The 25141-nt window shown below is 60.6% G+C and carries 25 protein-coding genes; 20 read left to right on the top strand and 5 right to left on the bottom strand.

What is annotated here, in order from left to right:
- Positions 1-164 precede the first annotated feature (164 nt).
- The 17 genes from ACOVRJ_RS08000 to ACOVRJ_RS07920 all read left to right on the top strand — a co-directional run bounded on the left by ACOVRJ_RS08000 (position 165) and on the right by ACOVRJ_RS07920 (position 16712).
- On the top strand, positions 165-1835 hold the full coding sequence (locus tag ACOVRJ_RS08000; protein WP_422043356.1) for a methyl-accepting chemotaxis protein: 1671 nt from the start codon (positions 165-167) through the stop codon (positions 1833-1835).
- 71 nt (positions 1836-1906) lie between these two features.
- Positions 1907-2437, top strand: coding sequence for a DUF3305 domain-containing protein (locus ACOVRJ_RS07995; protein WP_422043355.1), 531 nt, complete (start codon positions 1907-1909; stop codon positions 2435-2437).
- Positions 2437-3114: a DUF3306 domain-containing protein gene (locus ACOVRJ_RS07990; RefSeq protein ID WP_422043354.1), complete on the top strand. Its 678-nt coding sequence runs from the start codon at positions 2437-2439 to the stop codon at positions 3112-3114. Before ACOVRJ_RS07995 ends, ACOVRJ_RS07990 begins: the two co-directional genes overlap by 1 nt.
- Complete coding sequence (locus tag ACOVRJ_RS07985) at positions 3035-5188, top strand: 4Fe-4S dicluster domain-containing protein (protein ID WP_422043353.1); 2154 nt, start codon at positions 3035-3037, stop codon at positions 5186-5188. The genes ACOVRJ_RS07990 and ACOVRJ_RS07985 overlap by 80 nt, the downstream gene beginning before the upstream one ends.
- A 68-nt stretch (positions 5189-5256) precedes the next feature.
- Positions 5257-5847 (top strand): TorD/DmsD family molecular chaperone, encoded by a 591-nt coding sequence (locus tag ACOVRJ_RS07980; protein WP_422043369.1) that lies wholly within the window; start codon positions 5257-5259, stop codon positions 5845-5847.
- A 146-nt stretch (positions 5848-5993) separates the two neighbouring features.
- Positions 5994-6245 (top strand): formate dehydrogenase, encoded by a 252-nt coding sequence (locus ACOVRJ_RS07975; RefSeq protein ID WP_422043352.1) that lies wholly within the window; start codon positions 5994-5996, stop codon positions 6243-6245.
- A gap of 71 nt (positions 6246-6316) precedes the next feature.
- Positions 6317-9292, top strand: a complete 2976-nt coding sequence (locus tag ACOVRJ_RS07970; protein ID WP_422043351.1) for a formate dehydrogenase subunit alpha — start codon at positions 6317-6319, stop codon at positions 9290-9292.
- A 32-nt stretch (positions 9293-9324) separates the two neighbouring features.
- A complete protein-coding gene (fdh3B, locus tag ACOVRJ_RS07965; RefSeq protein WP_422043350.1) occupies positions 9325-9963 on the top strand; it encodes a formate dehydrogenase FDH3 subunit beta in 639 nt (212 codons plus the stop codon).
- Positions 9960-10196: a hypothetical protein gene (locus ACOVRJ_RS07960; protein WP_422043349.1), complete on the top strand. Its 237-nt coding sequence runs from the start codon at positions 9960-9962 to the stop codon at positions 10194-10196. Before fdh3B ends, ACOVRJ_RS07960 begins: the two co-directional genes overlap by 4 nt.
- A gap of 17 nt (positions 10197-10213) precedes the next feature.
- Positions 10214-11368, top strand: a complete 1155-nt coding sequence (locus ACOVRJ_RS07955) for a formate dehydrogenase subunit gamma (protein ID WP_422043348.1) — start codon at positions 10214-10216, stop codon at positions 11366-11368.
- A gap of 28 nt (positions 11369-11396) precedes the next feature.
- The gene (locus tag ACOVRJ_RS07950; protein WP_422043347.1) at positions 11397-11768 is read left to right on the top strand and encodes a hypothetical protein; all 372 of its coding nucleotides are present in this window, start codon (positions 11397-11399) and stop codon (positions 11766-11768) included.
- A 24-nt stretch (positions 11769-11792) separates the two neighbouring features.
- The gene (locus ACOVRJ_RS07945; protein ID WP_422043368.1) at positions 11793-12863 is read left to right on the top strand and encodes a DUF6352 family protein; all 1071 of its coding nucleotides are present in this window, start codon (positions 11793-11795) and stop codon (positions 12861-12863) included.
- A gap of 7 nt (positions 12864-12870) precedes the next feature.
- Entirely contained in the window at positions 12871-13593 is a 723-nt protein-coding gene (locus tag ACOVRJ_RS07940; RefSeq protein ID WP_422043346.1) for an ABC transporter permease, read from the top strand.
- Complete coding sequence (locus ACOVRJ_RS07935; protein WP_422043345.1) at positions 13590-14315, top strand: ATP-binding cassette domain-containing protein; 726 nt, start codon at positions 13590-13592, stop codon at positions 14313-14315. The genes ACOVRJ_RS07940 and ACOVRJ_RS07935 overlap by 4 nt, the downstream gene beginning before the upstream one ends.
- Complete coding sequence (locus ACOVRJ_RS07930) at positions 14300-15163, top strand: extracellular solute-binding protein (RefSeq protein WP_422043344.1); 864 nt, start codon at positions 14300-14302, stop codon at positions 15161-15163. Before ACOVRJ_RS07935 ends, ACOVRJ_RS07930 begins: the two co-directional genes overlap by 16 nt.
- A gap of 25 nt (positions 15164-15188) precedes the next feature.
- Positions 15189-15818 carry a molybdenum cofactor guanylyltransferase MobA gene (gene mobA, locus ACOVRJ_RS07925; RefSeq protein WP_422043343.1) on the top strand — a complete coding sequence of 210 codons (630 nt, stop codon included), beginning with the start codon at positions 15189-15191 and terminating at the stop codon, positions 15816-15818.
- Positions 15819-15827: 9 nt separating this feature from the next.
- Entirely contained in the window at positions 15828-16712 is an 885-nt protein-coding gene (locus ACOVRJ_RS07920; RefSeq protein ID WP_422043342.1) for a formate dehydrogenase accessory sulfurtransferase FdhD, read from the top strand.
- Here the strand turns inward: ACOVRJ_RS07920 and ACOVRJ_RS07915 are convergent.
- Positions 16709-17410, bottom strand: a complete 702-nt coding sequence (locus ACOVRJ_RS07915; RefSeq protein ID WP_422043341.1) for a YebC/PmpR family DNA-binding transcriptional regulator — start codon at positions 17408-17410, stop codon at positions 16709-16711. The genes ACOVRJ_RS07920 and ACOVRJ_RS07915 overlap by 4 nt on opposite strands.
- 315 nt (positions 17411-17725) lie before the next feature.
- Between ACOVRJ_RS07915 and ACOVRJ_RS07910 the strand changes: the two genes are divergently transcribed.
- Both ACOVRJ_RS07910 and ACOVRJ_RS07905 read left to right on the top strand, forming a co-directional pair.
- The gene (locus ACOVRJ_RS07910; RefSeq protein ID WP_422043340.1) at positions 17726-19204 is read left to right on the top strand and encodes an MBOAT family O-acyltransferase; all 1479 of its coding nucleotides are present in this window, start codon (positions 17726-17728) and stop codon (positions 19202-19204) included.
- Between the two features lies 1 nt (position 19205).
- The gene (locus ACOVRJ_RS07905) at positions 19206-20252 is read left to right on the top strand and encodes a hypothetical protein (protein WP_422043339.1); all 1047 of its coding nucleotides are present in this window, start codon (positions 19206-19208) and stop codon (positions 20250-20252) included.
- Here the strand turns inward: ACOVRJ_RS07905 and glp are convergent.
- From glp to moaA, 4 genes are read right to left on the bottom strand one after another with little or no spacing between them, the layout of a single operon-like run.
- Complete coding sequence (gene glp / locus ACOVRJ_RS07900) at positions 20249-21562, bottom strand: gephyrin-like molybdotransferase Glp (protein ID WP_422043338.1); 1314 nt, start codon at positions 21560-21562, stop codon at positions 20249-20251. The two genes, ACOVRJ_RS07905 and glp, sit on opposite strands and share 4 nt — an antisense overlap.
- Before the next feature lie 40 nt (positions 21563-21602).
- Positions 21603-22262 carry a 3'-5' exonuclease gene (locus ACOVRJ_RS07895; RefSeq protein ID WP_422043337.1) on the bottom strand — a complete coding sequence of 220 codons (660 nt, stop codon included), beginning with the start codon at positions 22260-22262 and terminating at the stop codon, positions 21603-21605.
- Positions 22263-22276: 14 nt separating this feature from the next.
- A complete protein-coding gene (locus tag ACOVRJ_RS07890; RefSeq protein WP_422043336.1) occupies positions 22277-22837 on the bottom strand; it encodes a GNAT family N-acetyltransferase in 561 nt (186 codons plus the stop codon).
- 14 nt (positions 22838-22851) lie between these two features.
- A complete protein-coding gene (moaA, locus tag ACOVRJ_RS07885; protein ID WP_422043335.1) occupies positions 22852-24000 on the bottom strand; it encodes a GTP 3',8-cyclase MoaA in 1149 nt (382 codons plus the stop codon).
- A 116-nt stretch (positions 24001-24116) separates the two neighbouring features.
- Between moaA and ACOVRJ_RS07880 the strand changes: the two genes are divergently transcribed.
- Positions 24117-25109 carry a PfkB family carbohydrate kinase gene (locus tag ACOVRJ_RS07880; protein WP_422043334.1) on the top strand — a complete coding sequence of 331 codons (993 nt, stop codon included), beginning with the start codon at positions 24117-24119 and terminating at the stop codon, positions 25107-25109.
- Positions 25110-25141: the final 32 nt, after the last annotated feature.

Below are 25141 nucleotides of genomic sequence, written 5' to 3'. Positions count from 1 at the left end.
GCGTGGTCGCGGCTGGTCGCGATGGGATGCACGCGCTGCGATCTTGCTGAACGCCGGTCTGAGCCTGGCCAGTGCAGGGGGTCGGAGGGGGTGCTGACTGTCATGCCTGGTGGTGACCTGGGTGAAATGGATTCGCGCAGCGAATCTTCTCAGGGGACACAGCGATGAAAACCGTTAAGCAGATGTTCAGCGCGGCCTTGCTCGTCATGGGCGTCATCGTGCTGCTGCTTCTTATTGCCGTTTCGCGATTGAATGCCGCCGGCGACGCGGTCACCGCGGCTGAGAGCACACGCTTTGTATCGGCCATGCTGGCGGATGAGTTGCGCCAGAGCTCGGATGACTTGACCCGTTTGGCGCGTACCTATGTCATGACCGGGGATCCGCAGTGGGAGCAGCAGTATTTCGAGGTGCTGGACATCCGCAACGGCAAGAAACCGCGCCCACCCGGCTACGAGAAGATTTACTGGGACTTCCGAGCCGCAGACCTCACGCCGCCGGCAGGCAAGGGCAGCAGTTCAAGTACCCCGCTATTGGAGATGATGAAGGCTGCCGGCTTCACTGAGGCGGAGTTCGGCAAGCTCAAGGAAGCGGCAGGCAACTCGGACGACTTGGTCAAGACCGAGACCGTGGCCATGAATTTGGTCAAAGGCCTGTACGACGACGGCAGTGGTAAGTTCACCAAACAGGGTGAGCCTGATTTGGCCAAGGCGCAGGCCTTGATGCATGACAAAAACTACCACCAGTTCAAGGCCAAGATCATGAAGCCGGTGGATGAGTTCTTGCGGATGCTGGATGCGCGTACCGAGTCGGCAGTACATGAGGCGCAGGCTGCCCACCAGCGCTGGTTCATCGTTGTGTTGGCCTTGGCACTGCTGACCGCCGGCGCTGGCCTGTCTCTGTTGTGGTACGCCAAGCACTGGGTCAGCCGGCGCTTGGGTGGAGAGCCCGACGAGGTTGTGTCGTCCGTCAAGCTGATTGCTGCTGGCAATCTGGCGCAGCAGTTGAAGAACGAAAGCGCGGATCCGAACAGCGTGATGGGGGTGCTGGGCGAACTTGTGGAACGTTTTTCCCAGGCGGTCAGCCAGGTTCGTCACGGCACAGATGGCGTGGTGAATGCCAGTGTTGAGATCGCGCAGGGCAATAACGACCTGAGTGTCCGCACCGAGCAGCAAGCGAGCTCGCTGCAACAAACCGCGTCGTCGATGGCCATCCTGGGGGGCACCGTGCGACAGAATGCCGACAACGCGCATCAAGCGAACCAGTTGGCGGTCAATGCCAGTTCCGTGGCCGAGAAAGGCGGACAGGTGGTCAGCCAGGTGGTGGACACCATGAAGGGCATCAATGACAGCTCCCGCCGCATTGCCGACATCATCAGCGTCATTGACGGCATTGCGTTTCAAACCAATATCCTGGCCTTGAATGCAGCCGTGGAGGCGGCCCGTGCCGGTGAGCAGGGGCGAGGCTTTGCCGTGGTGGCCAGCGAGGTGCGCAGCCTGGCGCAGCGCAGTGCTGAGGCAGCCAAAGAAATCAAGCAACTGATCAATGACAGTGTTGAGCGGGTCGAGCGCGGCACCAGTTTGGTGGATGAGGCGGGCGCCACCATGGAGGAGATCGTGGCCTCGATCAAGAGAGTGACCAACATCATGGGCGAGATCAGCAGTGCGAGCAGCGAACAAAGCGCCGGCGTTGCTGAGATCGGCGATGCGGTCACCAAAATGGATCAAACCACCCAGCAGAACGCGGCTTTGGTCGAGCAGAGCGCGGCAGCGGCGGAAAGTTTGCGCCAACAGGCACAAACCCTGCAGCAGGCGGTGGCGGTGTTTACCCTGCGCTGATTTCATTGCTGCGCGGCGGGTAAACGCAAGCCTGCCTCTGCATCAGCCTCCGCTACCGCTAGACTCGGGCGATGGACGCTGCCAATTCAATTGGAACTCATGCTCAGGAAGGTCTGCCCACGGGTCGACCCTCGGTGAAGGTGGCGGTGCTGATGCAGCGCGAGGCCCAGGCGAATCAATGGGAGGACTGGCGCTTTTCGGTGGCCGATGTGGTGTCGCATCAAGCCGCTTTTGGCGACGTGCCGCGGGTCTTGCGCGATGACGGCAAGCTGCAAACCTGTCTGCACCCGAATTTCGAGTTGACGCTTTTTCCTGATGAGGCTGAGGGTTATTTTCTGAACCTCAGCTCTGGGGCGCCGGTTTGGTTTGTGGTCTGGCGTGTCAGCGATGAGGATCCGTCCCTGGCCTGGGCCGAGCGTGTTAGCCTGAGCTATACCGAGGCCGGTCGCTGGCTGGACGCGCAGGAGCGGGTCGATAACGTGCCCTTGCCGGCCGATCTGGCGGCGTGGTTGCAAGCCTATGTCGAGGTCTACTACCGGCCTGAAGTCAAAAAGGAGCGGCGCAGGCCGCAGTCCTTTGTCTCGCCCGGGGAGCGGCGCTGATGGCCTCGTCTGCGCAAGATGAGCCGGCCGGCTTTTTGGCGCGCTGGGGGCGCCGCAAAGCCCTGGTGCGAGCCGGTCAGCCTGTGCCTGATGTCGCGCCTGCTGCCGCAGCGATTGGCGAAGCTCCGCCGCAGCCGGAGTCAGGGGCCCTCCATGCCTCAGGTGGCCTGCAGCAGGCCCAGGCGGCGTCAAGCGATGTCGTCGAGTCGCCGGAGCCTTCGCTGCCACCGCCTCCTAGCTTGGCCGATGTTGCGGCGCTGAATGCGGGCTCCGACTACACGCGCTTCATGGCACAGGATGTGGACCGCGGCGTGCAACGCGCGGCGATGAAGAAGCTGTTTTTTTCCGATCCGCACTTCAATGTGATGGATGGTTTGGACACCTATATCGATGACTACAGCCGGCCTGACCCGATCCCTCTGTCGATGCTGCGGCAGATGAATCAGTCTCAGGTGCTGAACTTGTTTGAGGTGGAGGAGGAACCGCAGCCGCAGCCGTCCTCGCTCTCATCCATGCCCCTGCATGAACCGATTCTTGATGCCAGCGCCGCGCCGGCACCGCTCTCCACGCCAGCTATCGACACTTCGAGCCAGCCCGATGACGACAACCCTGATTTGCAATTGCAACAAGACCATGGCGCTGGATGGGCCGGCGCTGCAAAAGGCCCTGGGGCCTGAGGCCAGCCGGGGTCTGGAAAAGGTTCACACCTTGCTGTGTCGCCGCGAAGCCGGCGACTTTCAGCGTGCAGCCAAGGCCAGTGCCGAGGTCGGTGGCGATTTGTTGGTGGCCTGTACCCAAGAGAGTCAGCTGTTCCTGGCGCTGAATGCACAGACCGTCGGCGCGCCTACATTGGCCGAGCGGCCGATTCGCTTCGTTAATCTCCGCGAGACCGGTGCTTGGTCCAAAGATGCAGCAAAGGCGACCCCCAAGACGGCGGCGCTGCTGGCCTTGGCGCAATTGCCCGAGGCGGATCCTGTGCCAACGGTCAGCTACCGCTCTCAAGGCCGGGCACTGATCATCGGATCGCCCGCCCGAGCAGGGCGCGCTGCCGAGATGCTGGCCGATAAGCTCGATCTGAGTCTGCTCGTTCAAGGGCGTGGGAGCTTGCCACAACAGAGAAATCTACCGGTGTTTGCGGGCGAGGATATTCAAGTCCGGGGTTGGTTGGGTGCATTCGAGGTCAGTTGGTCGCAGGTCAATGCCATCGATCTGGATCTGTGCACGCGTTGCAATGCGTGCATTGAGGTCTGCCCGGAGTCGGCCATCGACTTCAGCTACCAAATCGACATGAGCCGATGCAGTAGCCACCGAGACTGCGTCAAGGCTTGCGCTGCGGCTGGGGCGATTGACTTCGACCGCGCGCCTCAAGCGCAGAGCGAGTCGTTTGATCTGGTGCTGGATCTGAGCGACTCGCCTTTGATGGCCCTGCATCAGCCGCCGCAGGGCTACTTTCATGCGCCCGGTGATGCGCAGTTGATGGCCGCAGTCTTGCAAATGCGTGATGCCGTGGGTGAGTTTGAGAAGCCCAAGTTCTTCAATTACAAGCAAAAGCTTTGCGCACACAGCCGCAATGAGCAGATCGGCTGCTCTGCATGTATCGATGTGTGCTCGGCTGAAGCGATCCGCAGCGATGCCTCGCGCAAGGGCAAAGCAGGGGGGGCGGCCTTGGCCGGCATCATCGTGGAGCCGCATTTATGTGTCGGTTGCGGTGCATGCACCACGGTTTGCCCCACCGGTGCGATCAGTTATGCAACGCCGGCGGCCGATGCGCAGGGGCAACGTATCCGCACCTTGTTGAGTACGTATGCAAGAGCTGGAGGCAAGGACGCCGCGCTCTTGATCCACAGCCAGGGAGCGGGGTCTCGCCTGATTGGGGCTTTGGGTCGTGCGGCGCGCACCGAGGCAGCTGTGCAGGGTGTGCCCGCTCGCGTCTTGCCCATTGACGCCTGGCACACCGCGTCCATGGGGATGGAGCTGTGGTTGGCGGCCCTGGCCTACGGCGCGGCCAATGTCTGGGTCTTGATGACCGAAGAAGAGGCGCCGGCTTACCGGGCTGCTGTGAAGGCACAAATGGCGGCGGCGCAGGCGATCCTGAGTGGTCTGGGCTTTAAAGGGCAACACCTGACCCTGATTGAAGCCCAAACAGTGCAAGACTTGGATGCCGCCTTGCGAGGTGCAGCGGCTCAAGTGGTGCCTCAGGTCGCCAGTTACCGTGTCTTGGCCGATAAGCGCGCCACATTGGAGTTGTGCCTGGATCATTTGATGAATCAGGCCGAGCACATTCCGGATGAAATCCCGCTGCCGGAGAAAGGCTCGCCTTTTGGTAGCCTGCATGTCGATGCGGATCGCTGCAGCATGTGCTTGAGTTGCGTCAGCGCATGCCCCGCTGGCGCTCTGGCCGACAACCCGGACAAGCTGCAGCTCCGCATGATCGAGAAGAACTGCGTGCAGTGTGGCTTGTGTGCCAGTACCTGTCCGGAGCAGGCCATCACCTTGTTGCCGCGCCTTTTCTTGGCCGATGGCGGGCGAACTCGCAAACAAATGCAGGTGCTCAATGAAGTGGAGCCCTTTTGCTGTGTGCGCTGCGCCAAGCCCTTTGCCAGCCCGAAGGCGATCGAGCTGATGTTGGCCAAGCTCGGGGCGCACCCGATGTTTCAGGGCGCGGGCGCACGTCGTTTGCAGATGTGTGCCGACTGCCGGGTGGTCGATTTGCACAGCAACCCGAACGAAGTCAGGATTACCGATCTATGAGTCAGACCTTGATCCCAGCAGCCAAACCCATCAGTTGGGTCGGATCCATCGAAAATGCCGATGGGGGCATGGCTGAGGAGTTGGCCCGTGCCGAGGTCTATGGTCTGTTGGCCGAACTGTTCTATGCGCCGCCTCGTGGCGAGTTGTTCGAGCAGTTGCGGGTGGCTGTGACCGAAGCACCGACTGCGGGCGCCTTTTTGGAAACGCACTGGTCCGAGGTGGTGGGGGCTGCGCGCCGCCTGAGTTGGGCAGAAATCAATGACGAGTTTGTGGCCTTGTTTGGGGGTGTGGGCAAGCCCGAGGTTTGCGTTTATGGATCGTTTTACTTGGCTGGATTCTTGAATCAACAGCCACTGGTCAATTTGCGCCAGGACTTGCAGGGCTTGGGCTTGGAACGGCCACCGGGGGTTTTGGAGACAGAGGATCACATCGCCTCGGTCTGTGAAGTGATGCGTTATTTGATCGCGGGTGATGATGCGGGGGTTAGCAATCTTGCTGGGCAGCAGCGCTTTTTCAACATGCATTTGCGGGCCTGGGCAGAGCGTTTTTGTGAAGCCTTGGCTGAGCACCCGCGTGCCGATTTTTATCGTGCAGTAGCCGTGTTTGCGAGAGATTTTTTCGCCGTTGAAGCGCAGGGATTTGATCTCTTGGAGGTGTGATCTTCCCCAGTTGATTCACGGCTTGCTTGCTGTAGGCTGACAAAGCTGCGGATTGCCCGGCGTGCGAACTGCGGGTCTGGCCATCGTGCACAGCGAGGCGTCAAGGGATATATTCAGCCTGCAAGCATTATTCGGAGCTGATGACCATGAGTAAAAAGCAAATCACCGAATCCAAGGCTGCGCAGCCTGAAGTGTCTGCGTCGGCTGAGCCTGCTTCGCGCCGCGGCTGGCTCATGGGCTTGGGTGCCGCAGGCGCTGCGGCCGTGGCGGTCAAGGTCTTGCCTGGGGCTGCGGTCGAAGAGGTCGCTGTTGCCAGCGCCCGCGTGATGCCTGAGGCCGGTGGCGGGTACCAAGTCAGCCCGCATGTCTTGCGCTATTACGAGACCGCCCGTTCTTGAACTGAGCGGCGGTATCCAGGCATGAAATAGAACCAGGCAGGGCTCTCGGGCCTCGGCCAGCAGGAGATGATATGTTGCTTACACGCAAAAACTCTGGGAGTGCTGGGTCGAATCCATCTGGCATGGTTAACAGCTTGGTGCGTGGCCTGGAAGCCCAAAGCCGACGTGCCATTCCCACCATGGACAGGCGCTTGTTCCTGCGGCGATCCGGATTGGGTCTTGGTGCTGGGCTTGCCGCTTCGCAACTGAGCCTGGTGCAAAAGAAAGCCCATGCGGCGGATGCAGCGCCTGCCGCTGGCGGAGCCAAGAAGGTCGAAGTGAAGCGCACCATTTGCGGCCACTGTTCGGTCGGTTGCGCCGTGGACGCGGTGGTGGAGAACGGGGTCTGGGTGCGCCAGGAGCCGGTGTTCGATTCGCCGATCAATCTGGGCGCGCACTGCGCCAAGGGTGCCGCCCTGCGCGAGCATGGCCACGGTGAGCATCGCTTGCGGACCCCGATGAAACTGGTCGGCGGCAAGTACCAAAAAATCAGCTGGGATCAGGCGCTGAACGAGATCAGCGCCAAGATGTTGGAGCTGAAGAAACAAAGCGGCCCCGATTCGGTCTTTGTGGTCGGTTCCAGCAAGCACAACAATGAGCAGGCCTATTTGCTGCGCAAGTGGGTGAGCCTGTGGGGCAGCAATAACTGCGACCACCAGGCCCGGATTTGTCACTCCACCACGGTGGCCGGTGTAGCCAATACCTGGGGCTACGGGGCCATGACCAACTCGTACAACGATATGCGCAATGCCCGCGCTGCGATGTACATCGGCTCGAACGCCGCCGAGGCCCACCCGGTGTCCATGCTGCACATGCTGCATGCCAAGGAAACCGGCTGCAAGATGATTGTGGTGGATCCGCGCTTCACCCGCACAGCAGCCAAGGCGGATGACTATGTGCGCATCCGCTCCGGCTCCGACATCCCCTTCGTCTTCGGCTTGGTGTATCACATCTTCAAGAACGGATGGGAAGACAAGAAGTACATCCACGACCGGGTCTACGGCATGGACAAGGTCCGTGACGAGATCATGACCAAGTGGACGCCGGACAAGGTCGAAGAGGCCTGCGGCGTCGATGAAGCGACTTGCTACAAGGTGGCCAAGACCCTGGCCGACAACCGCCCCAGCACCATTGTCTGGTGCATGGGTCAGACCCAGCACACCACCGGCAACGCGGTGGTGCGTGCTTCATGCATCTTGCAACTGGCGCTGGGTAATGTGGGTGTCAGCGGCGGCGGCACGAATATCTTCCGCGGCCACGACAATGTACAGGGCGCCACCGACGTTGGCCCCAATCCAGATTCCCTGCCGGGTTACTACGGCTTGTCCGAGGGCGCTTGGAAGCACTTTGCCAAGATCTGGGATTTGGATTTCGAATGGATCAAGAAGCAGTATGCCCCGGGCATGATGACCAAGCCCGGTATGACGGTGTCGCGCTGGATTGATGGTGTACTGGAGAAGAACGAGCTGATCGACCAAGACAGCAATTTGCGTGGGATGTTCTTCTGGGGCCATGCGCCGAACTCCCAGACCCGCGGTCTGGAAATGAAGAAGGCCATGGATAAGCTGGACCTGTTGGTGGTGGTTGACCCATTCCCTTCGGCCACCGCGGCGATGGCGGCCATGCCCGGCAAGGACGAAGACAAGAACCCGAATCGAGCCGTCTACCTGCTGCCCGCTTGTACCCAGTTTGAGACCAGCGGTTCCTGCACCGCCTCGAATCGCTCCATCCAGTGGCGTGAAAAGGTGATCGAGCCGCTTTGGGAGTCGCGCACCGATCACATGATCATGGTTCAGCTGGCGCAGAAGCTGGGCTTCGACAAGGAATTGGTCAAGACCTACAAGATGGTGCCGGGCAAGGGCGGCATGATGGAGCCAGAAACCGAGTCCATCCTGCGCGAGATCAACAAGGCCTTGTGGACCATTGGCTACACCGGCCAAAGCCCGGAGCGCCTGAAAGCGCATATGCGCAATATGAATGTCTTCGATGTGAAGACGCTCAAGGCCAAGGGTGGCATCGACAAGGAAACCGGCTACAAGCTCGATGGAGACTTCTTCGGCCTGCCTTGGCCCTGCTACGGTACGCCCGAGCTCAAGCACCCCGGCTCGCCGAATTTGTATGACACCTCCAAGCATGTGATGGAGGGCGGCGGCAACTTCCGCGCTAACTTCGGTGTTGAGCGGGAAGGGGTCAGTCTTCTGGCTGAAGATGGCTCGCACTCCAAGGGCGCAGAAATCACCACCGGCTACCCTGAGTTTGACCATCTCCTGCTCAAGAAGCTGGGCTGGTGGAACGACTTGACCGAGGCCGAGCAGAAACTGGCCGAGGGCAAGAACTGGAAGACCGACTTGTCGGGCGGCATTCAACGCGTCGCGATGGCGCATGGCTGCCATCCCTTTGGCAATGCCAAGGCCCGGGCGGTGGTTTGGAACTTCCCAGATCCGATTCCGCAGCATCGCGAGCCTTTGTACTCGACCCGCCCCGATCTGGTGGCCAAGTACCCAACGCACGAGGACAAGAAGGCCTTCTGGCGCTTGCCTACGCTCTACAAGAGCGTGCAGGAGAAAAATGCCGACATTGGCAAGACCTTCCCGCTGATCATGAGTTCGGGTCGTCTTGTCGAGTACGAAGGTGGCGGCGAAGAAACCCGCGCCAACCCCTGGTTGGCCGAGTTGCAGCAGCATATGTTCGTTGAGATCAATCCCGCCGCAGCCAACGACCGTGGTATCCGCAACGGTGAAGACGTGTGGGTGACCACGCCGACCGGCGCCAAGATTACCGTCAAGGCCATGGTGACTGAGCGGGTCGATCGCAGCACGGTCTGGATGCCTTTCCACTTCTCCGGCCGCTGGCAGGGGGCGGACATGCTGGCTTACTACCCTGAAGGCGCTGCTCCCTTGGTGCGAGGGGAAGCAGTCAATACCGCCACGACCTATGGTTATGACAGCGTGACCATGATGCAGGAAACCAAGACAACGGTTTGCCAGGTTGAGCGCGCCCGCGCTTGATTTGAAATCCACCGTCTAGCGGAGACAAAAGCATGGCAAGAATGAAATTCATCTGCGACGCCGAGCGTTGCATCGAGTGCAACGGCTGCGTGACCGCTTGCAAGGCCGAGCATGATGTGCCCTGGGGCGTCAACCGCCGGCGCGTCGTCACCCTGAATGATGGCGTGGCCGGCGAGAAGAGCATTTCGGTTGCCTGCATGCATTGCTCGGACGCACCTTGCATGGCGGTCTGCCCGGTCAACTGCTTCTATCGCACCGACGAAGGCGTGGTCCTGCATGACAAGGACATCTGCATCGGCTGCGGCTACTGCTCCTATGCCTGTCCTTTTGGCGCGCCACAGTTCCCCAGCAATGGCACTTTCGGCCTGCGCGGCAAGATGGACAAGTGCACCTTCTGTGCGGGTGGGCCCGAGGCCAACGGCAGCCAGGCCGAGTACGAAAAGTATGGTCGTAACCGCCTCTCCGAAGGCAAGTTGCCGGCCTGCGCCGAAATGTGCTCCACCAAAGCCCTGTTGGGCGGAGATGGCGACGTGGTGGCGGACATCTTCCGTAACCGGGTGCTGGTACGGGGCAAGGGCAGCGAGGTTTGGGGCTGGGGCACGGCCTACGGCAAGCCCAGCGATGGCGGGCAAGGCTCCAAGGCTGCGCCTCGTACGGAGGTGAAGTCATGAACTCACGCTTGATGACCGCGCTGGCTTGCAGCTGCAGCTTGATGCTGTTTCAAGGCTGTAGCGAACCCAGCCAGAAACTGCAGGGCAAGCATGGCGGTGACAGCACGGCCTGGAGTGTCAGTGAGGCGGCCAACCCCGCCTTCGCGGCGCCCGGATGGAAGGCGGGTGACAAGGCTGCCTGGGAGGCCAAGATTCAGCAGCGCCATCAAGCGCAAAACGACTATTCGCGTTGAGTTCTTGGAGCGTCACCATGCGAAGTTTTTTCGTTTCCATGCTTGCGGGTTTGAGTGTGTCGCTGGCTTGCGCTCAGGCGGCGCCTGCGCCGGCGGCATCGATGACTCAAGCAGAGGCTGTGCAAACTGGCGCGGCCCCAGCCGGCTTTGTTGCGCCGGCTGAACCCAAGGCGGACGAAAGCAACGCAGAGCGTGCCAAGTCCCAGCCGGGCAATAACGCCCCGTTTTGGCGGGGTGTGCGGGACTCGGGTCTGCAACAAGGGACCTCCAGCCTGCCGGGTGCCGAGAAAGGCGTCTTGGTTCAGCCCTTTGTGCAGTACCCAGGATCGCACTACACCACGGCGGGCGAAGCGTGGCGACAAGTTCGCAATCAGTGGATCATTCCCTACGGTGGGGCCTTGATCGTCATCACCTTGTTGGCTTTGGCCCTGTTCTATTTCAGCAAGGGAAGCTTGGGTGGTCATCAGCCCGACACCGGGCGTCAGATCGAACGATTCACCTACTTCGAGCGCGCCGCGCATTGGTGCAATGCGATCGCATTCAGTGTCTTGGCCATCTCAGGCTTGGTGATGGCTTTTGGCAAGTTCTTTATGCTGCCTGTGCTGGGTGCCACCTTGTTTGGCTGGCTGAGCTATGTGCTCAAGACCGCACATAACTTTGCAGGCCCCTTGTTCGCGGTTTCTTTGCTGGTGGTGTTCTTCACCTTTGTCCGTGACAACTTGCCCAATCGCCATGACTTGGTTTGGTTGCTCAAGGGCGGGGGCTTGTTTGGCGGTCACGAGGTGCCCTCGGAGCGTTTCAACGCGGGTGAGAAAGTGGTGTTCTGGGGCGGTGTGTTTCTGCTGGGTTTTGTTGCCGTGGCCTCGGGTTTGGTGCTGGATCAATTGGTGCCGGGAATGGCTTATCTGCGTGGCGACATGCAGATCGCCCATATGGTTCACGCGGTGTCGACCCTCTTGATGATGGTGCTCTTCCTCGGCCACATTTACATGGGCACGATCGGCATGAAAGGTGCTTTCAACGCGATGAAAACAGGCCAAGTCGATGAGGGCTGGGCGCGCGAGCACCATGAGCTTTGGTATGAGGACATCAAGGCGGGCAAGATTCCGGCTCAGCGCTCCGCGCCGCAATCGGCCGGTGTGGCTGCTTCCAAGCCTGCCACACAGCTTTGAGTCGCTGCACTCGAAAAGGATAGACATCATGCGTTTGCTGCGTTCCCCTCATTTTTCGCGTCTGAGTCTTGGTCTGCTTCTGGGCGGGGTCGGTCTGATGGCTTCGTCGGCCGCTTGGGCCAAGTTGCCAGCACCCACCGATGAAGCTAAAGCCAAGGCCGCAGTGACGGCTGCTAAGACGGCCTGGACCGACAAGGTCTCGGCCTATCAGTTGTGCCAGTCCATGAATCGCGTCGCCGAGGGCTACCGCAAGAGCGCCAAGGCCGCTGGTAAAGAGTTGCAGCCGGTGGTGGAAACACCGGCTTGCGCGGATCCCGGGCCTTTTGTTCCGCCAGAAGCGGCTGTCAGCGCTGTCGCCGCTGCGGCCCCAGCCGCGCCTGCCGCTCAGCCGAAGAAGTGACGCTGATTGAATCTCCCGATTACCTTGCACGCTGAGTCAGTCGAGTCCTCCAAGGCTTTGCTTCTCCCCGCCAACCCATTCCATTCGTTCTGGCAATTGGGCGCGAGTTCTGCGCTCTCGCTAGGCCCGCAGGGCTGGTTGTGTCCGGGTTCTGCATTTTTGAGCCTAATCTTGCGCCGGCCAGAATTGGCCTTGGTCGCGGAGTCTTGCGAGGCTGAGATCGCCTTGCATCAGGCCTTGTTGATCGACCCGATGGCGTGCGTTCAGCCGGATCAGTTGGGCAGCATCCAGGATGCCGATGCGCGCGACAACTTTGCCATGTTTGTGGATTTCCGCGAGGCCCTGCTGGCTGCGGGAACGCTGGAGGCCTACTACCTGGAGGTGCTGCGCAGCGGTCGCGTTCGGGTCCCTCCGCTGTTTCTCGACAGTCTTGTGGCCACCGTGCTGGGCTTTGTGCAGCGCGAAACCCTGGATGCCTTCCAGGTTCGGGCGGGCCAGTTGCTCTATCGCGAGCAGCGCCTGAGTCTGAGCGAGGGGCGGGCGCTTTGCGCTGATTCGGAAGCCTTGGATCAGCGCCAGGCATATGCGCATTCGGCGGCTGGATTGCTCGATGTCTTGAGCCCCGATAATGCCGCTGATTTTTGGCGTCAGGGCGAATCGGCCTTGTACGCGCTCGATCTGACTCACGAATTGTCCAAGGAATTGGTTCATGGCCTGAGCTTCAAACTGACCCGCAGCCACTCGGGCCTGAAGGCTCTAAGCCAAGTCTTGACGCAGTGGCTTGGCCATTTCTTGCAGACGCAGGAGAACGAGTCCTTGTCCATCGAGCCCCTGCCCCAGGTGGACGACTCGGCTTGGCGTTGGCATATCGGCTTGGATGCAGAGTCCATGAGCTTGTTGAATGATCTGTATGAGGGCAGGGCGGTTGATAGTGTGCGATTGGGGCGTTTGCTCAGCTTGTTCCGCCTGGATGCTCCGGCGCGCTCCGACAAACCGGTTTATTTAGGCCTGGCAATGCGCACCGATGGCAGCCTGAGACTCAAGCCTCAGAACCTCTTGCTCAATCTGCCGCCCGAGTGGGCCTTGCGCGGGTGAGCCGGGCTTGAGCGCGTTTTCAGAGAGCCTGAGCAAGGCGTGGGAGCTGGTGCTGGGCGCGGACCCGGTGCTGCTGCATACGGCGGGCTTGTCTTTGTTTGTCAGCGGCAGCGCCACCATTTATGCCGCCGTTTTGGGCCTGGCATTGGGCGCTTGGCTGGCCGTGGCTCGTTTCCCTGGCCGGCGCTTGCTGCAAGGTTTCATGTCCACTTTGCTGGCCCTGCCTTCGGTGGTGGTGGGCTTGGTTGTCTATCTGCTTTTGTCGCGCAGCGGGCCGCTGGGCAGCTGGGGCATTCTGTTCACACCCCAGGCCATGATTTTTGCGCAGACTTTTCTGGTCTTGCCGGTGATTGCGGCCTTGTCGCAGCAATTGGTGGGCGACGCCCTGCGCGAGGGCGGCGATCAGTTGCGCTCCATGGGGGCCAGCCGCTTTACCGCTGCGTGCTTGATGCTGCTGCATGAGCGCTGGGCGGTGCTGACGATTCTGCTCACCGCTTTTGGCCGTGCCATTTCCGAGGTGGGCGCGGTGATGATTGTGGGCGGCAATATCGACGGGCTCACCCGCGTCATCACCACCACCGTTGCGCTGGAGACCAGCAAGGGCGATTTGCCGCTGGCCCTGGCCTTGGGCTTGGTCTTGTTGGGCATGGTCGCGGTCGTGAATGCGCTGATCGCAGGGGTGAAGACGCTGCAGCGCCGCCAAGGGACGCAGGGGAGGTGCCAGGCATGAGCGCTGCGCAAGCTGTTGATCCTTTGCTGCGCCTGGAGCGAGTCGGCCTGCGCTTTGGCGATGTGCAAGCTTTGAGCGAGGTGTCCTTGCAAGTCCATGCTGGCGAATTCATCGCCTTGATCGGTGCCAATGGCTCGGGCAAGACCAGTCTTTTGAGCGCCTTGCATGGGCTGGTGAAGCTGTCGGGGCGTCGCGAGGTCGCACCTGAGGCGCTCGCAGCCCAGGTGATGGTGTTTCAGCGGCCCTTCATGCTGCGACTGTCGGTGTGGCGCAATCTTTTGATTGCTTTGTGGCTGGCGGGAGTGCCGCGTCAAGAGCGTCGGGCCCGAGCCGAACAGGCTTTGCAGCGTGCCGGTCTGGCGGCTCTGCGCGACCGGCCGGCTCGTGCACTGTCGGGCGGCCAGCAGCAACGATTGGCGCTGGCGCGGGCTTGGGCCAGGCAGCCCCGAATTCTGTTCTTGGATGAACCCACGGCCAATCTGGACCCTTCGGCCAAGGCCGAAATTGAAGCCATGTTGGCTGCCTTCAAAGCCGAAGGCATGACCCTGGTCATGAGCACCCACAATCTCGGCCAGGCCAAGCGCTTGGCCAGTCGCGTCATCTATCTGGATCGTGGCAAGATCCGCGTCGATTTGCCTTGCCAAGAGTTCTTCGGCGCGCACGATCTGGACCCACGAATCGAACTGTTTCTTAAGGGAGAGTTGAAATGGGATATGAGCTGAAACACATGGCGGCCAGCCCGCGTCGCCACCTCGTCCGCGCCTTGATGGCCTTGAGCCTGGGCGCTGCGCTCAGCCTGTCGGCTTGGGCGCAGGAGCGCAGCATCGTGATGGCCTCGACCACCAGCACCGAGCAGTCCGGCCTGTTCGCTCATCTCTTGCCGGCTTTCAAGCGCGCCAGCGGCATTGATGTGCGTGTGGTGGCTTTGGGCACGGGCCAGGCTTTGGATGTGGGCCGTCGTGGCGACGCCGATGTGGTCTTTGTGCACGACCAGGCGGCGGAAGAAAAGTTTGTGGCCGAGGGCTTTGGCTTGCAGCGCCGTCCGGTGATGTTCAATGACTTTGTGCTGATCGGGCCGCTCGCCGACCCCGCCAAGGCAAAAGGCCGCGATGTGGTGGCCGGCTTGAAAAAGCTGCAAGAAGCTGGGGCTGTGTTCATCTCGCGTGGCGACAAGAGCGGCACCCATGCGGCGGAGCTGCGTTTTTGGAAGCAGGCCGGTGTTGATGATCCTGCCGTCAAAGGCAGCTCCAAACTGGATTACCGCGCCTGTGGTTGCGGCATGGGCCCGGCTCTCAATATGGCGGCCAGCAGTGAGGCCTACACGCTGAGCGACCGGGGCACCTGGCTGTCATTCAAGAACCGTGCGCAGCTGGCGGTGCTGGTGGAGGGCGATAAGCGCTTATTCAATCAATACGGCGTGATCGTGGTCAACCCGGCCAAGCATCCGCACACCAAGACCGCCTTGGCGCAAGCCTTCGCGGACTGGGTGGTATCGCCCGACGGTCAGGCGCAAATTGCCGCCTACAAGATCGGCGGCGAGCAGTTGTTCTTCCCTAACGCGAATCAATGACGGTTTTTATCACTGGGCATAGCGCATGATCCCCACGCAAGACATCACCGGCCTGGTCTTGGCCGGCGGCCGCGGCAGCCGCATGGGCGGGGTCGACAAGGGCTTGCAAAACTACCAGGGCATGGCGCTGGCCCTGCATGCGCTGATGCGCTTGTCGCCGCAAGTCGGCGCCTGCCTCATCAATGCCAATCGCAATTTGAGCGCTTATGAGTCTTTTGGCGCACCGGTCTGGCCCGACAGCCTGCCTGACTTTGCCGGCCCGCTGGCGGGCTTCATGGCAGGCTTGGAGCATTGCGAGACGCCTTATCTGGTGACCGTGCCTTGCGATTCGCCGCTGTTCCCTGAGAACATGGTGGCTCGCTTAGCAGCAGCGCTGGAGGCCGAGCAAGCTGAGATCGCGCTGGTCGAAACCCTGGCCGAGATCGATGGCGAGACTCGGCGTCAAGCGCAGCCGGTGTTTTGCTTGATGAAGGCGAGCCTGCTGGAAAGCCTGGTGCGCTTCACCCAAAGCGGGCAAAGCAAGATCATGGCTTGGGCCAGCCAGCATCGCTGTGTGCGTGTGCGCTTTGACGATGCGCAGGCCTTTGCCAATGCCAACACCGTGGATGACTTGCAAAAGCTGCAGCGGGGTGAAGCCTTGTCGCATGGCGATTGAGGCGAAGTGATGGCGCTCGAATCGAAGCTGCTGCCGCGTCTGACCCACTGCCAGGCACCGCTGACGCAAGAGGTAACGGTGCTGGATGAATTTGGCCAGCGCCGCAGCATGAGCATCCCGGCCGAGCGGCCTTTGACCGTTTTCGTGGACAAGCGCGAGCTGGTCACCTTGATGACCTTGGGCCTAGCGCCGGAGTTGCTGGTGCTGGGCTATTTGCGCAACCAGCGCTTGGTGGAAAGCGCCAGCGAGGTGGAGTCCATCACCGTCGATTGGGAGGTGGGCGCCGCAGCGGTGCGTACCCGCGCTGGCATCGCGCAGATCGAAGAGAAAACGGCGCAGCGCATCGTCACCACCGGTTGCGGCCAGGGCACGGTATTCGGCGCCATGATGGCCGATGTGGCCAATCTGCAATTGCCGCCAGCGGAGACTTCACGACTGAGCCAGTCGGCGCTCTACGCCATGCTCGAAACCGTGCGCAAGATCGAGAGCGTCTACAAAAAGGCCGGTTCGGTACACGGCTGCGCGCTGTTCAGCGGCGAGCAGATGCTGGTGCATATGGAGGATGTGGGCCGCCACAATGCCATCGACAGCATTGCCGGCTGGATGTGGATGAATGCGGATGAGGTGGCCCAGGCGGGCGCCCAACATCAATGCTTCTACACCACCGGCCGTTTGACCAGCGAGATGGTGATGAAGTCGGCCCAGATGGGCGTGCCCATCATCGTGTCGCGCAACGGCATCACCCAGATGGGCCATGCCTTGGCCACGCAACTGGGCCTGACCCTGATCGGCCGGGCCAAGGGCCGGCACTTCATTTGCTACAGCGGCTTCGATCGCTTTGACAGCGAACCCGAAGCGCCGCGCATCAACACCGCCGCTGAAACTGCGACTTAGCTGGCCAGGCCCACATAGACGTTTTGCACATCGTCTTGGCCGTCGATGGCGTCCAGAAAGGCTTCCACCTCGGCCATCTCCGCCTCACCCAAGCTGACCGGGGTTTTGCTCTTGTAGCCGATCTTGGCCGAGAGCACGGTGAATCCAAAGTTAGGCAGGGCGCGGCAAACCAGGTCCAGATCGGCCGGGTCGGTCAGGAACAAGCTGGCGCCGTCCTCGGCTGCTTCAAAGTCCTGTGCGCCGGCTTCGATGGCGGCCAGCTCGGCGTCTGACTCGGCATTCACCGGCGAGGCTTCGATCATGCCCAGATGATCAAAATCCCAGGCGACCGAGCCGGCGGCACCCAGCTGGCCCTTGCGGAACAGCACGCGAATCTCAGAGACGGTGCGGTTGACGTTGTCGGTCAGGCATTCAACGATCAAGGGCACCCGGTGCGGCGCAAAGCCCTCGTAGGTGACGCGCTCGAAATGCACCGGGTCGCCCAGAAGGCCGGCGCCTTTCTTGATGGCCCGTTCAATCGTGTCGCGTGGCATGGAGACCTTTTTGGCCTGCTCCACCACCAGGCGCAAGCGCGGGTTCATATCGGGGTCAGCGCCGTTGCGGGCCGCCACCATCAGGTCTTTTGACAACTTGCCAAAGATGCGTCCTCGGGCGTTCGCCGCCAGATCTTTGTGTTTAGCTTTCCACTGCGCGCCCATGCTTACTCCATTGATTGAAGGCAAGGTTTATACACTTTTGCAGATAAGTCCCCGTGCATTCTCAGACTGTGGCCAACACTAATTGGATCTGAGAGAACAAAAACACTGCAGATTTTTCGCCAGAAAGTTGACCAAGAGAAAAACTTGCTGTAGCGAAAAACTGCGTACCGAACTGAAATGTGCATTGCTCAAGATACGATCTCCGCCGGAGCTTTCGGCGCCATCATCAGATGGTCAATGCTCAATCCCCTCTGGCAGCCTTTCGGGCCTCGTCAACGGAACCCCAGCGTGATTCACTAACTCCGTCTGTCAACCATGCTCTTCACTTCAGCGGCCTTCATGCTGCTTTTCTTGCCCCTGGTTTGGGGTGGATTTTTTTTGATTTCGCACTGGCGACAGTCGCTCGGAGCGTCTTGGCTATTCTTGGTCTCGGTGTTCTTTTACGGTGTGTGGATGCCGCAGTACACGATGCTGTTGCTCGGTTCCATCGTGATGAATTTTCTGCTGGGGCGGCAAATCGGCAAGGACAGAGAGGCCGGGAAAACGGGCCGTGTGTGGCTATTGATTGGCGTCGGCATTAACTTGGCATTGTTGGCCTATTACAAGTACGCCAATTTTTTCGTCGAGAACTTGCAGTTGTTTCTGGGTAGCGAGCTGCAGATGGCGCGCGTCCTGCTTCCGATTGGCATTTCCTTCTTCACGTTTACGCAGATTGCGTTTTTGGCAGACAGCTACCAAAAGGGAGTCAGGGAACTGCGCTTCAGTCATTACGGCTTGTTTGTAACCTACTTTCCGCATCTGGTGGCCGGGCCGGTGCTGCATCACGGGCAGATGATGCCGCAGTTTGCGGACCCCAGAACTTACAAGATAGATCCAGCAAATTGCGTCGCTGGTTTGTGCATTCTCTTGATCGGTTTGTTCAAAAAGGTGGTGCTGGCTGACGGTGTCGCTCCTTATGCGGACGCTGTTTTCCGCCCCACAGATTTGGGTTTTTCGCCTAGCAGTTGGGAAGCTTGGCTCGGGGCTGTCGCTTACTCCTTGCAGCTCTATTTTGATTTCTCGGGCTATTCGGATATGGCGATCGGCATTTCCCTTTTGTTCAATGTCCGGCTGCCCTACAACTTCAACTCACCTTATCAGAGCGGCAACATTAGCGAGTTCTGGCGGCGTTGGCATATCTCGCTGTCGAATTTTTTGCGCGATTACCTGTACATCAGCTTGGGGGGCAATCGAAAAGGTGCCATTCGCCGTTATGTGAACCTAGGTACCACCATGGTTTTGGGTGGGCTTTGGCATGGAGCAAGTTGGTCCTTTGTTTTGTGGGGGACTTTGCATGGGGTGTTTCTCATGCTCAACCATGGGTTTCGGGCGCTCTGCGGAGAGCGTCTGTGCGCGCGACTGGCGCGAAATCAGTTCTACCGTTTGTCGAGTTGGGCACTAACGCTTGTTTGTGTGATTGTTGCTTGGGTGTTTTTCAGGGCAGAAACGATGAGTGGTGCCCTGCGAATGCTTGCTGCCATGTCAGCATGGCAACCTGCAGAAGGAGTTCATCGCATGCTGTGGGAGGCGGGATTGAAGATGGACGTGGGTTGGCTTTGGTGTGGCGCACTGGGTGCGGTCGCTTGCTTGGCGCCCAACTCAAATCGGATTGGCGAGTTCATTCTTGCGAAGGTTAGAGCCAAGTCCGCTTTGCGCGCATTGGGTGCCGGTTTAAGCCTCACCTTGATACTTGTTCTGATCATGATCAATACGGCGCGCGACTCCGTCAGTGCCTTCATCTATTTCAACTTCTGATATGGCACGCCGATTGGGTATGTTTTTTGCGGGTGTCGCCTTGGCGCTCGCATTGCTGGAATTGGTGCTTCAGCTGCTGCCGGTTTCGACGGCGACCCGAAGTGGTCGAACACTTGACCCCTTGTTGGTCACCTATCCACCCCATCACCAATGGCAAAGTGCCACCGGATGGGATCTGCGCAATGCTCAAAGGCTTCAATCCAATAACTACGGTTTTTCTGCGACTCGTGATTTCCATGCGGGTACGGATGCAGTCGCTCTGATTGGTGACAGCATGATTGAAGCCTCCATGCTTGCGTCACGGGATCGCCCAGAGGCCCAGTTGCAACGCGCGCTGGGTGATCGACCCGTTTATGCCATGTCCGGGCCCGGGTCTTCCATCCTCGACTACGCCGAACGTATCCGCTGGGCGAGTCAGACATTGGGTGTTCGTGACTTTGTTGTTTTGCTTGAGCGGGGAGATTTGCGCCAAGCGATCTGCGGCTCAGGCAACAATCATGGCCCTTGTTTGGATCCGCTGACTTTGAAGCCGAGTCAGGTCCAGGTTCAGCAGGCCAGCGTCGTGAAACGAGTGTTGCGACATTCGGCTCTGGCTCAGTATTTGAGCGGGCAGATCATGCTGAGCCCCACCCGATTTTGGCAACAAGCCATACAGCAGGCGCACCCGGAAGGGCGCCCCCAGCCCTTGCGGGGCTCAAGCGGCATGCAGTCTGTAGGTCCTGAAGAGGTGCAAGCGGCGGAAGAGTTCTTCAAACGTGTCGCACCTTTTGTGCCTGGGCAACTGATTCTGTTGCTCGATGGCGACCGCGTTCAAGTCTATAAGGGCGCTGCGCAAGCGAGTCCTCGCGCTGAGATGTTGGGAAAACTGGCTCAATTGCACGGCGCCCAGTTGCTTGATTTGGAGCCGAGTTTTCGAAGTAGCTATGAGGCTTTGGGTTTGAAGTTTGAAGTTGGTCCCTATGACGCGCACTACAACCGCTTGGGCGTTGAAGTGGCAATGGGGGCAGCGGCCGAGGCCTTGAAACAAAAGGCCCAGACGAGCCCCTAGAGAAGCCCTTCAAAAGGTAGTACGTCAACCGCATCCCCTGCGGCGATATTGCCCTGCTCATGCCCAAGCACCACAAGGCCATTGGCTTGGCTCATGCTGGACAAAATGCCGGAGCCTTGATTGCCGGTGATTTCGACCTGCCAGCGGCCATCCGACGTGCGACTGACGATGCCGCGTTGGTACTCTGTTCGGCCGGCCTTCTTTCGCAAGGGCCGGGTGCAGGCTGCTTTCAGCATGAGCAAGGGTTCGGGCTTGGCTCCGCTTATGCGTAGCAGGGCTTCGCGCACAAAGGCGTAGAAGGTCACCATCACCGCGACGGGGTTGCCGGGCAGGCCGAAGAGCAGGGCTTCGCGCTCGCCGCTGCGAATCTTGCCAATCGCCATCGGCCGGCCAGGACGCATGGCGATCTTCCAGAACAGCACCTCACCCAACTCGGCCATGACGCGCTTGGTGTAGTCGGCCTCGCCGACGCTGACGCCGCCGGAGCTGATGATGGCGTCAGCCTCGCGCGCGCCGCGCTCGAAGGCTTGGCGCAAGGCCTCGGGTTGGTCCGGCACCAGGCCGAGATCGATCACCTCGATCATGCCCAGTCGCTCCAACATGGCCCAGAGGGTGTGGCGATTGCTGTCATAGAGGCAGCCTTCCGGCAAAGGCTGCGCTTGGGCGTCTGTGCCGACGGCGCGCAATTCGTCGCCGGTGGACATGATGGCCACCCGTGTTCGGCGCCATACCTGCACCTGCCCGAGGCCTAGCGAAGCCAGCAGACCCAGATCAGAGGGCGTCAAACGGCGCCCGGCGGCCAAGGCCACGCTGCCCAGCGCCAGGTCTTCGCCGGCCAGGCGCCGGTTGTCGCCCGCGCGCAAGAGGCCCGGCGGAATGATGACCCAGCCTTCTTCCACCCGCGTGAACTCCTGCGGCACCACCGTGTCCAGGCCGGCTGGCATCAAGGCGCCGGTCATGATTCTTTGGCATTCGCCCACTCCCACAGGGCCGACCGCTGCGGCGCCGGCGAGGCTGGTGCCGACCACGCGCAGCCGCGTTTCTGCCTGCGGATTCAGATCGATGGCGCGCAGCGCATAACCATCCATGGCGGAGTTGTCATGTGCTGGCACCTGCAGGGGCGAGACGATGTCGGCGGCCAAGACCCGGCCGAGTGCTGAGCGCAAGGGCAGGCGCTCAAGCTCGGTCGGGCGCGGCAGCAGTTGGCGGATGAAATCCTGCGCCAAATCGACCCGAAGTGCCTGCGGGTCATAACCGGCCAACTGCGCGGCAATTTCACTGAAAGAACGGTCGGTCAATGTCTCGTTCATGGTCGTCGGTGGATTCAGACTCTGGGCTATAAAGGGGCGTTCAGGCTGGAGTCGCTGGAGTCTTGCCCCGTCCATTCAAGCCGGTGATGGGCAAGTCGGCATGGGGTCGATTCAGCGCTTCGAGCACGCGCAGCGCCACATAGGCGTCATTGGCGGCATACAGCAGTTGGCGCTCGTTCAATCGAGGCTCGGCCCAATTCGAGGTGGTGATCTTCTTGGACTTGTGAAACTTTTGACCGAAGACGATGCCGACGGCGGCGCGCGCGCCGGTGGAGGTTTGATAGCCCTCTTGGCGGAAAATTCGGTTCAGATCCAGCACGGCGCTCATTTGTACGCCGAATTTGTTCTGAATCTGTTCATGATCTGACTCGAGGCCAAAACCGACCTTGAGCAAACGCTCGGTCTGCAACAACTCCACCAAAACGGGCAGGCTGGCGCGGTGATGCAACTGAAAGATGAAGGCCTTGTGGGCCAGTGCGAACTGCACGATGTGGGGCCCCTGGCTTTGCTCGTCCCGGTGGAAGGTGGGCTTGGATTCGGTGTCGAAGCCGACCACGCTGGCCGCAGCAATTTCAGCGGCTGCAGACTCGAATCGTGCGGGCGAATCCGGCACCTCGATCTGATCCAGGCCGAGGCAGGGGAAGGGCGGCAGCAGGGCGGTCTCGTCCTTGCTCGGGGTGGCTTTTCTAGCAGGTTTCATCGGGGCTGGAGCGCTCAGCGCAGGCGAAGGCTCATCAAGTCTTTGTCCACCACCCGACCGTCGGGCAGCTTGATGGCCCCCTCGAGTCGGCCATAGCGTTGAAATCCGCAGCGTTCATACAAACGCACGGCCGGTAGGTTGCTGGCGGTGACGCTCAGGGTCAGCAACTCAAGCACGGGCTCGCCGCGCAGCATCGTCAGCGCACGCTCCAGCAGTTGCCGGCCGATGCCTTGCCCTTGATGATGGTCGCTGACCATCATGCCGACGATGTGGGCCACATGGCGTACCTTGACCCGCGCTTCATGCTCGCAACTGATGGCGCCCACCATCTCGGCCCGACCCGGCCCCTGACTGCTCCAGGCAACCAAGGTGAAGAGGTTGGCGCCGCCCCCTCCGCCACTGAGGCGACTGCGGTAGCTTTCGGCATCCCGGCTGAGTTCAGTGGCTGCATCGGAGGTGAAGGCTTCGGGGTGGGCTGCCAACATGCCGTCGCGAAGCGCCTTGTAGGCCTTGAGTTCGTTGGCGCGCAGCAGTCGAATCGCCAAGTCTGAGGGCGAGGCGAGGTGCGCAGTCATGGGTGTCAGGCCTGTCATCCGCCGATGTAGTGCATTTCGACCCGGCGTGGGCCGTCGTCCAGGAGAGTCGACTCGTTCGTTCGCAGTTGCGAATAGCGATCGATGCGAGAGCTCCAAACTTGGGCAATGGCCGCACTCAAATCTTGGTCCGTGGCCGGCGTCCTGTCTGCGGCTTGACCGCGCAGCAGGCTTCTCAAATCATGACCGCCATGGGCAAACAAGCAGGTGTAGAGCTTGCCTTCGGTCGACAGCCGGGCGCGGTTGCAATCACCACAAAACGCTTGCGTCACACTGGAAATCAGGCCGATCTCCCCTTGGCCATCCGCATAGGCCCAGCGTTCGGCGGTTTCGCCCGGTGCAGCCGCCGACAGCGGCAGCAACTCAAAAACCTCGCGCAAGCGCGACAGGATTTCTCGGGAAGGCAGCACCTCATTCATGCGCCAGCCATTGGTGGCGCCCACATCCATGTATTCGATGAAGCGCAAGGTGACGCCGCTGCCTTTGAAGTGGCGGGCCATCGGCAGGATTTGCTCGTCATTGACGCCGCGCTTGACCACCATATTGACCTTGATCGGCCCCAGCCCCGCGGCTTGCGCCGCCTCTATGCCCTGCAGCACATCGCTGACAGGGAAGCCGACATCGTTCATGCGCTGAAACACCGCGTCATCCAGACCATCCAGGCTGATGGTGATGCGCTGCAGTCCGGCGGCGCGCAGGCTGTTCGCCTTGCGTGCGAGCAAGGAGCCGTTGGTGGTCAAGGTCAAGTCCAGTGCTTGGCCTTCGGGCGTGCGCAGTTCACTGAGCATTTCGATCAAGGCTTCGATATGCCGGCGCAGCAAGGGTTCGCCTCCGGTCAAGCGGATTTTTTGAACTCCATGCGCGACAAAGATGCGCGCCAAACGGGTGATTTCCTCGAAGCTGAGCAAGTCGCTGTGCGGCAAGAACTCGTAGTTCTTGTCAAACACCTGCTTGGGCATGCAGTAACTGCAGCGGAAGTTGCAGCGATCGGTGACAGAAATCCGCAAGTCGCGCAGAGGTCGTCCCAGCGCATCTGGCAGCCAACCGCTGGCTGGAAGGGCCTGCACCATGGGTCTCAGATGAACGGGGCTGGTGCTGGCTTCAAATCGGCGCAGGTCTGCAATGGGAATGACTTTGTCTGCCATGCTTGCATTGTGCCCGGTGACGGATCTCCCCTGTGCGGTGTGCCCTGCTGTTTGCGAACGACTTTCTCGCAGATAGGGCTTGCGGGCGCAAGCGGCGCGAGTTTGAATACTTCCCCATGAGTTCAGTTGTTCTGCACCCGGATCTTCCGCACTTTGTGTCCTTTGGTGAGGTGCGCATTGATTTGCTACGCACGGCGCCCGACCAATGGCAAAGTCGCTGTGCCGGTGCGCCTTGGCAGGTGGCGATGGCCATGTCCAGCCTGGGCGAGTTGAGCGCCTATGCAGGCGCCATCAGCCGGGATGTCTTCGGTCAAGAAATCTGGCAAGCCTGTACCGATGCCAATCTTGATCTGCGTTTCCTGCAGCAGTTGTCCAAGCCCCCATTGCTGAGCTTTAACGCGGGTCAGTCGCAGCCCGGGCTTTCTGGAGATGAGAGCTTCCTGGTTGGTAGCGACGCGGCCGATTTGTTGTTTCGACCCGATGGCTTGCCCTCGGGTTGGGTCAAGGCGTTGCGTTGGGCGCATTTTGGGGGCGTGGGTTTGAGCCGAGAGCCGCTGGCCTCTCGGCTCAGCGCCTTGGCCGAAGGGCTGAAAGCGGAAGGCAAAAAAATCAGCTATGCGCCTGGGTTCCGATCCGGCATGGATTCGCGTTATGACGACATGCTGGAGCATATGTGCCGTTTGGCGGATGTGATTGCTGTCAACGCCGAAGACCTTTGCGCCTTGTTCCGCGCATCGGATCATCATCTGGGCTTGGCTCAGATCAGCGCCTGGAATCCGGGCGCGATGCTGCTCTTGACGGTGGGTGCGAGTCGCCGCGTTTCCCTTTTTGCTGGGGCTCAGGAGTGGCGCGCGAGTCTTTCCGGTCTTGATCTGGATGCAGGCACTTGCCTGGATCTGGGTGATGCCGGCTTGGCGGGCCTCCTGTTCAGTCGGATGCGGCATCCGCAGGCGACGCCGGATTTGCATTTGCGTTGGGCAGTTGCGGCGGCTGAAGCCGCCGGCACGGCCAGTCCAGAGTACGCCTTGGCTCACGCCCGGCCCTGGACCTTGCCCCATGCCTTGGTGGCGACCTTGGCCGCCTCGGTCCTGCCGACGATAGGGGCGTGAGGCGAAGCGGCTTTGCCGGGTGCGGCTGTTGG

The sequence above is a fragment of the Roseateles sp. genome (assembly GCF_049240545.1).
GTDB lineage: Bacteria > Pseudomonadota > Gammaproteobacteria > Burkholderiales > Burkholderiaceae_C > Paucibacter_A.
This window is presented reverse-complemented; position numbering and strand designations above follow the sequence as displayed.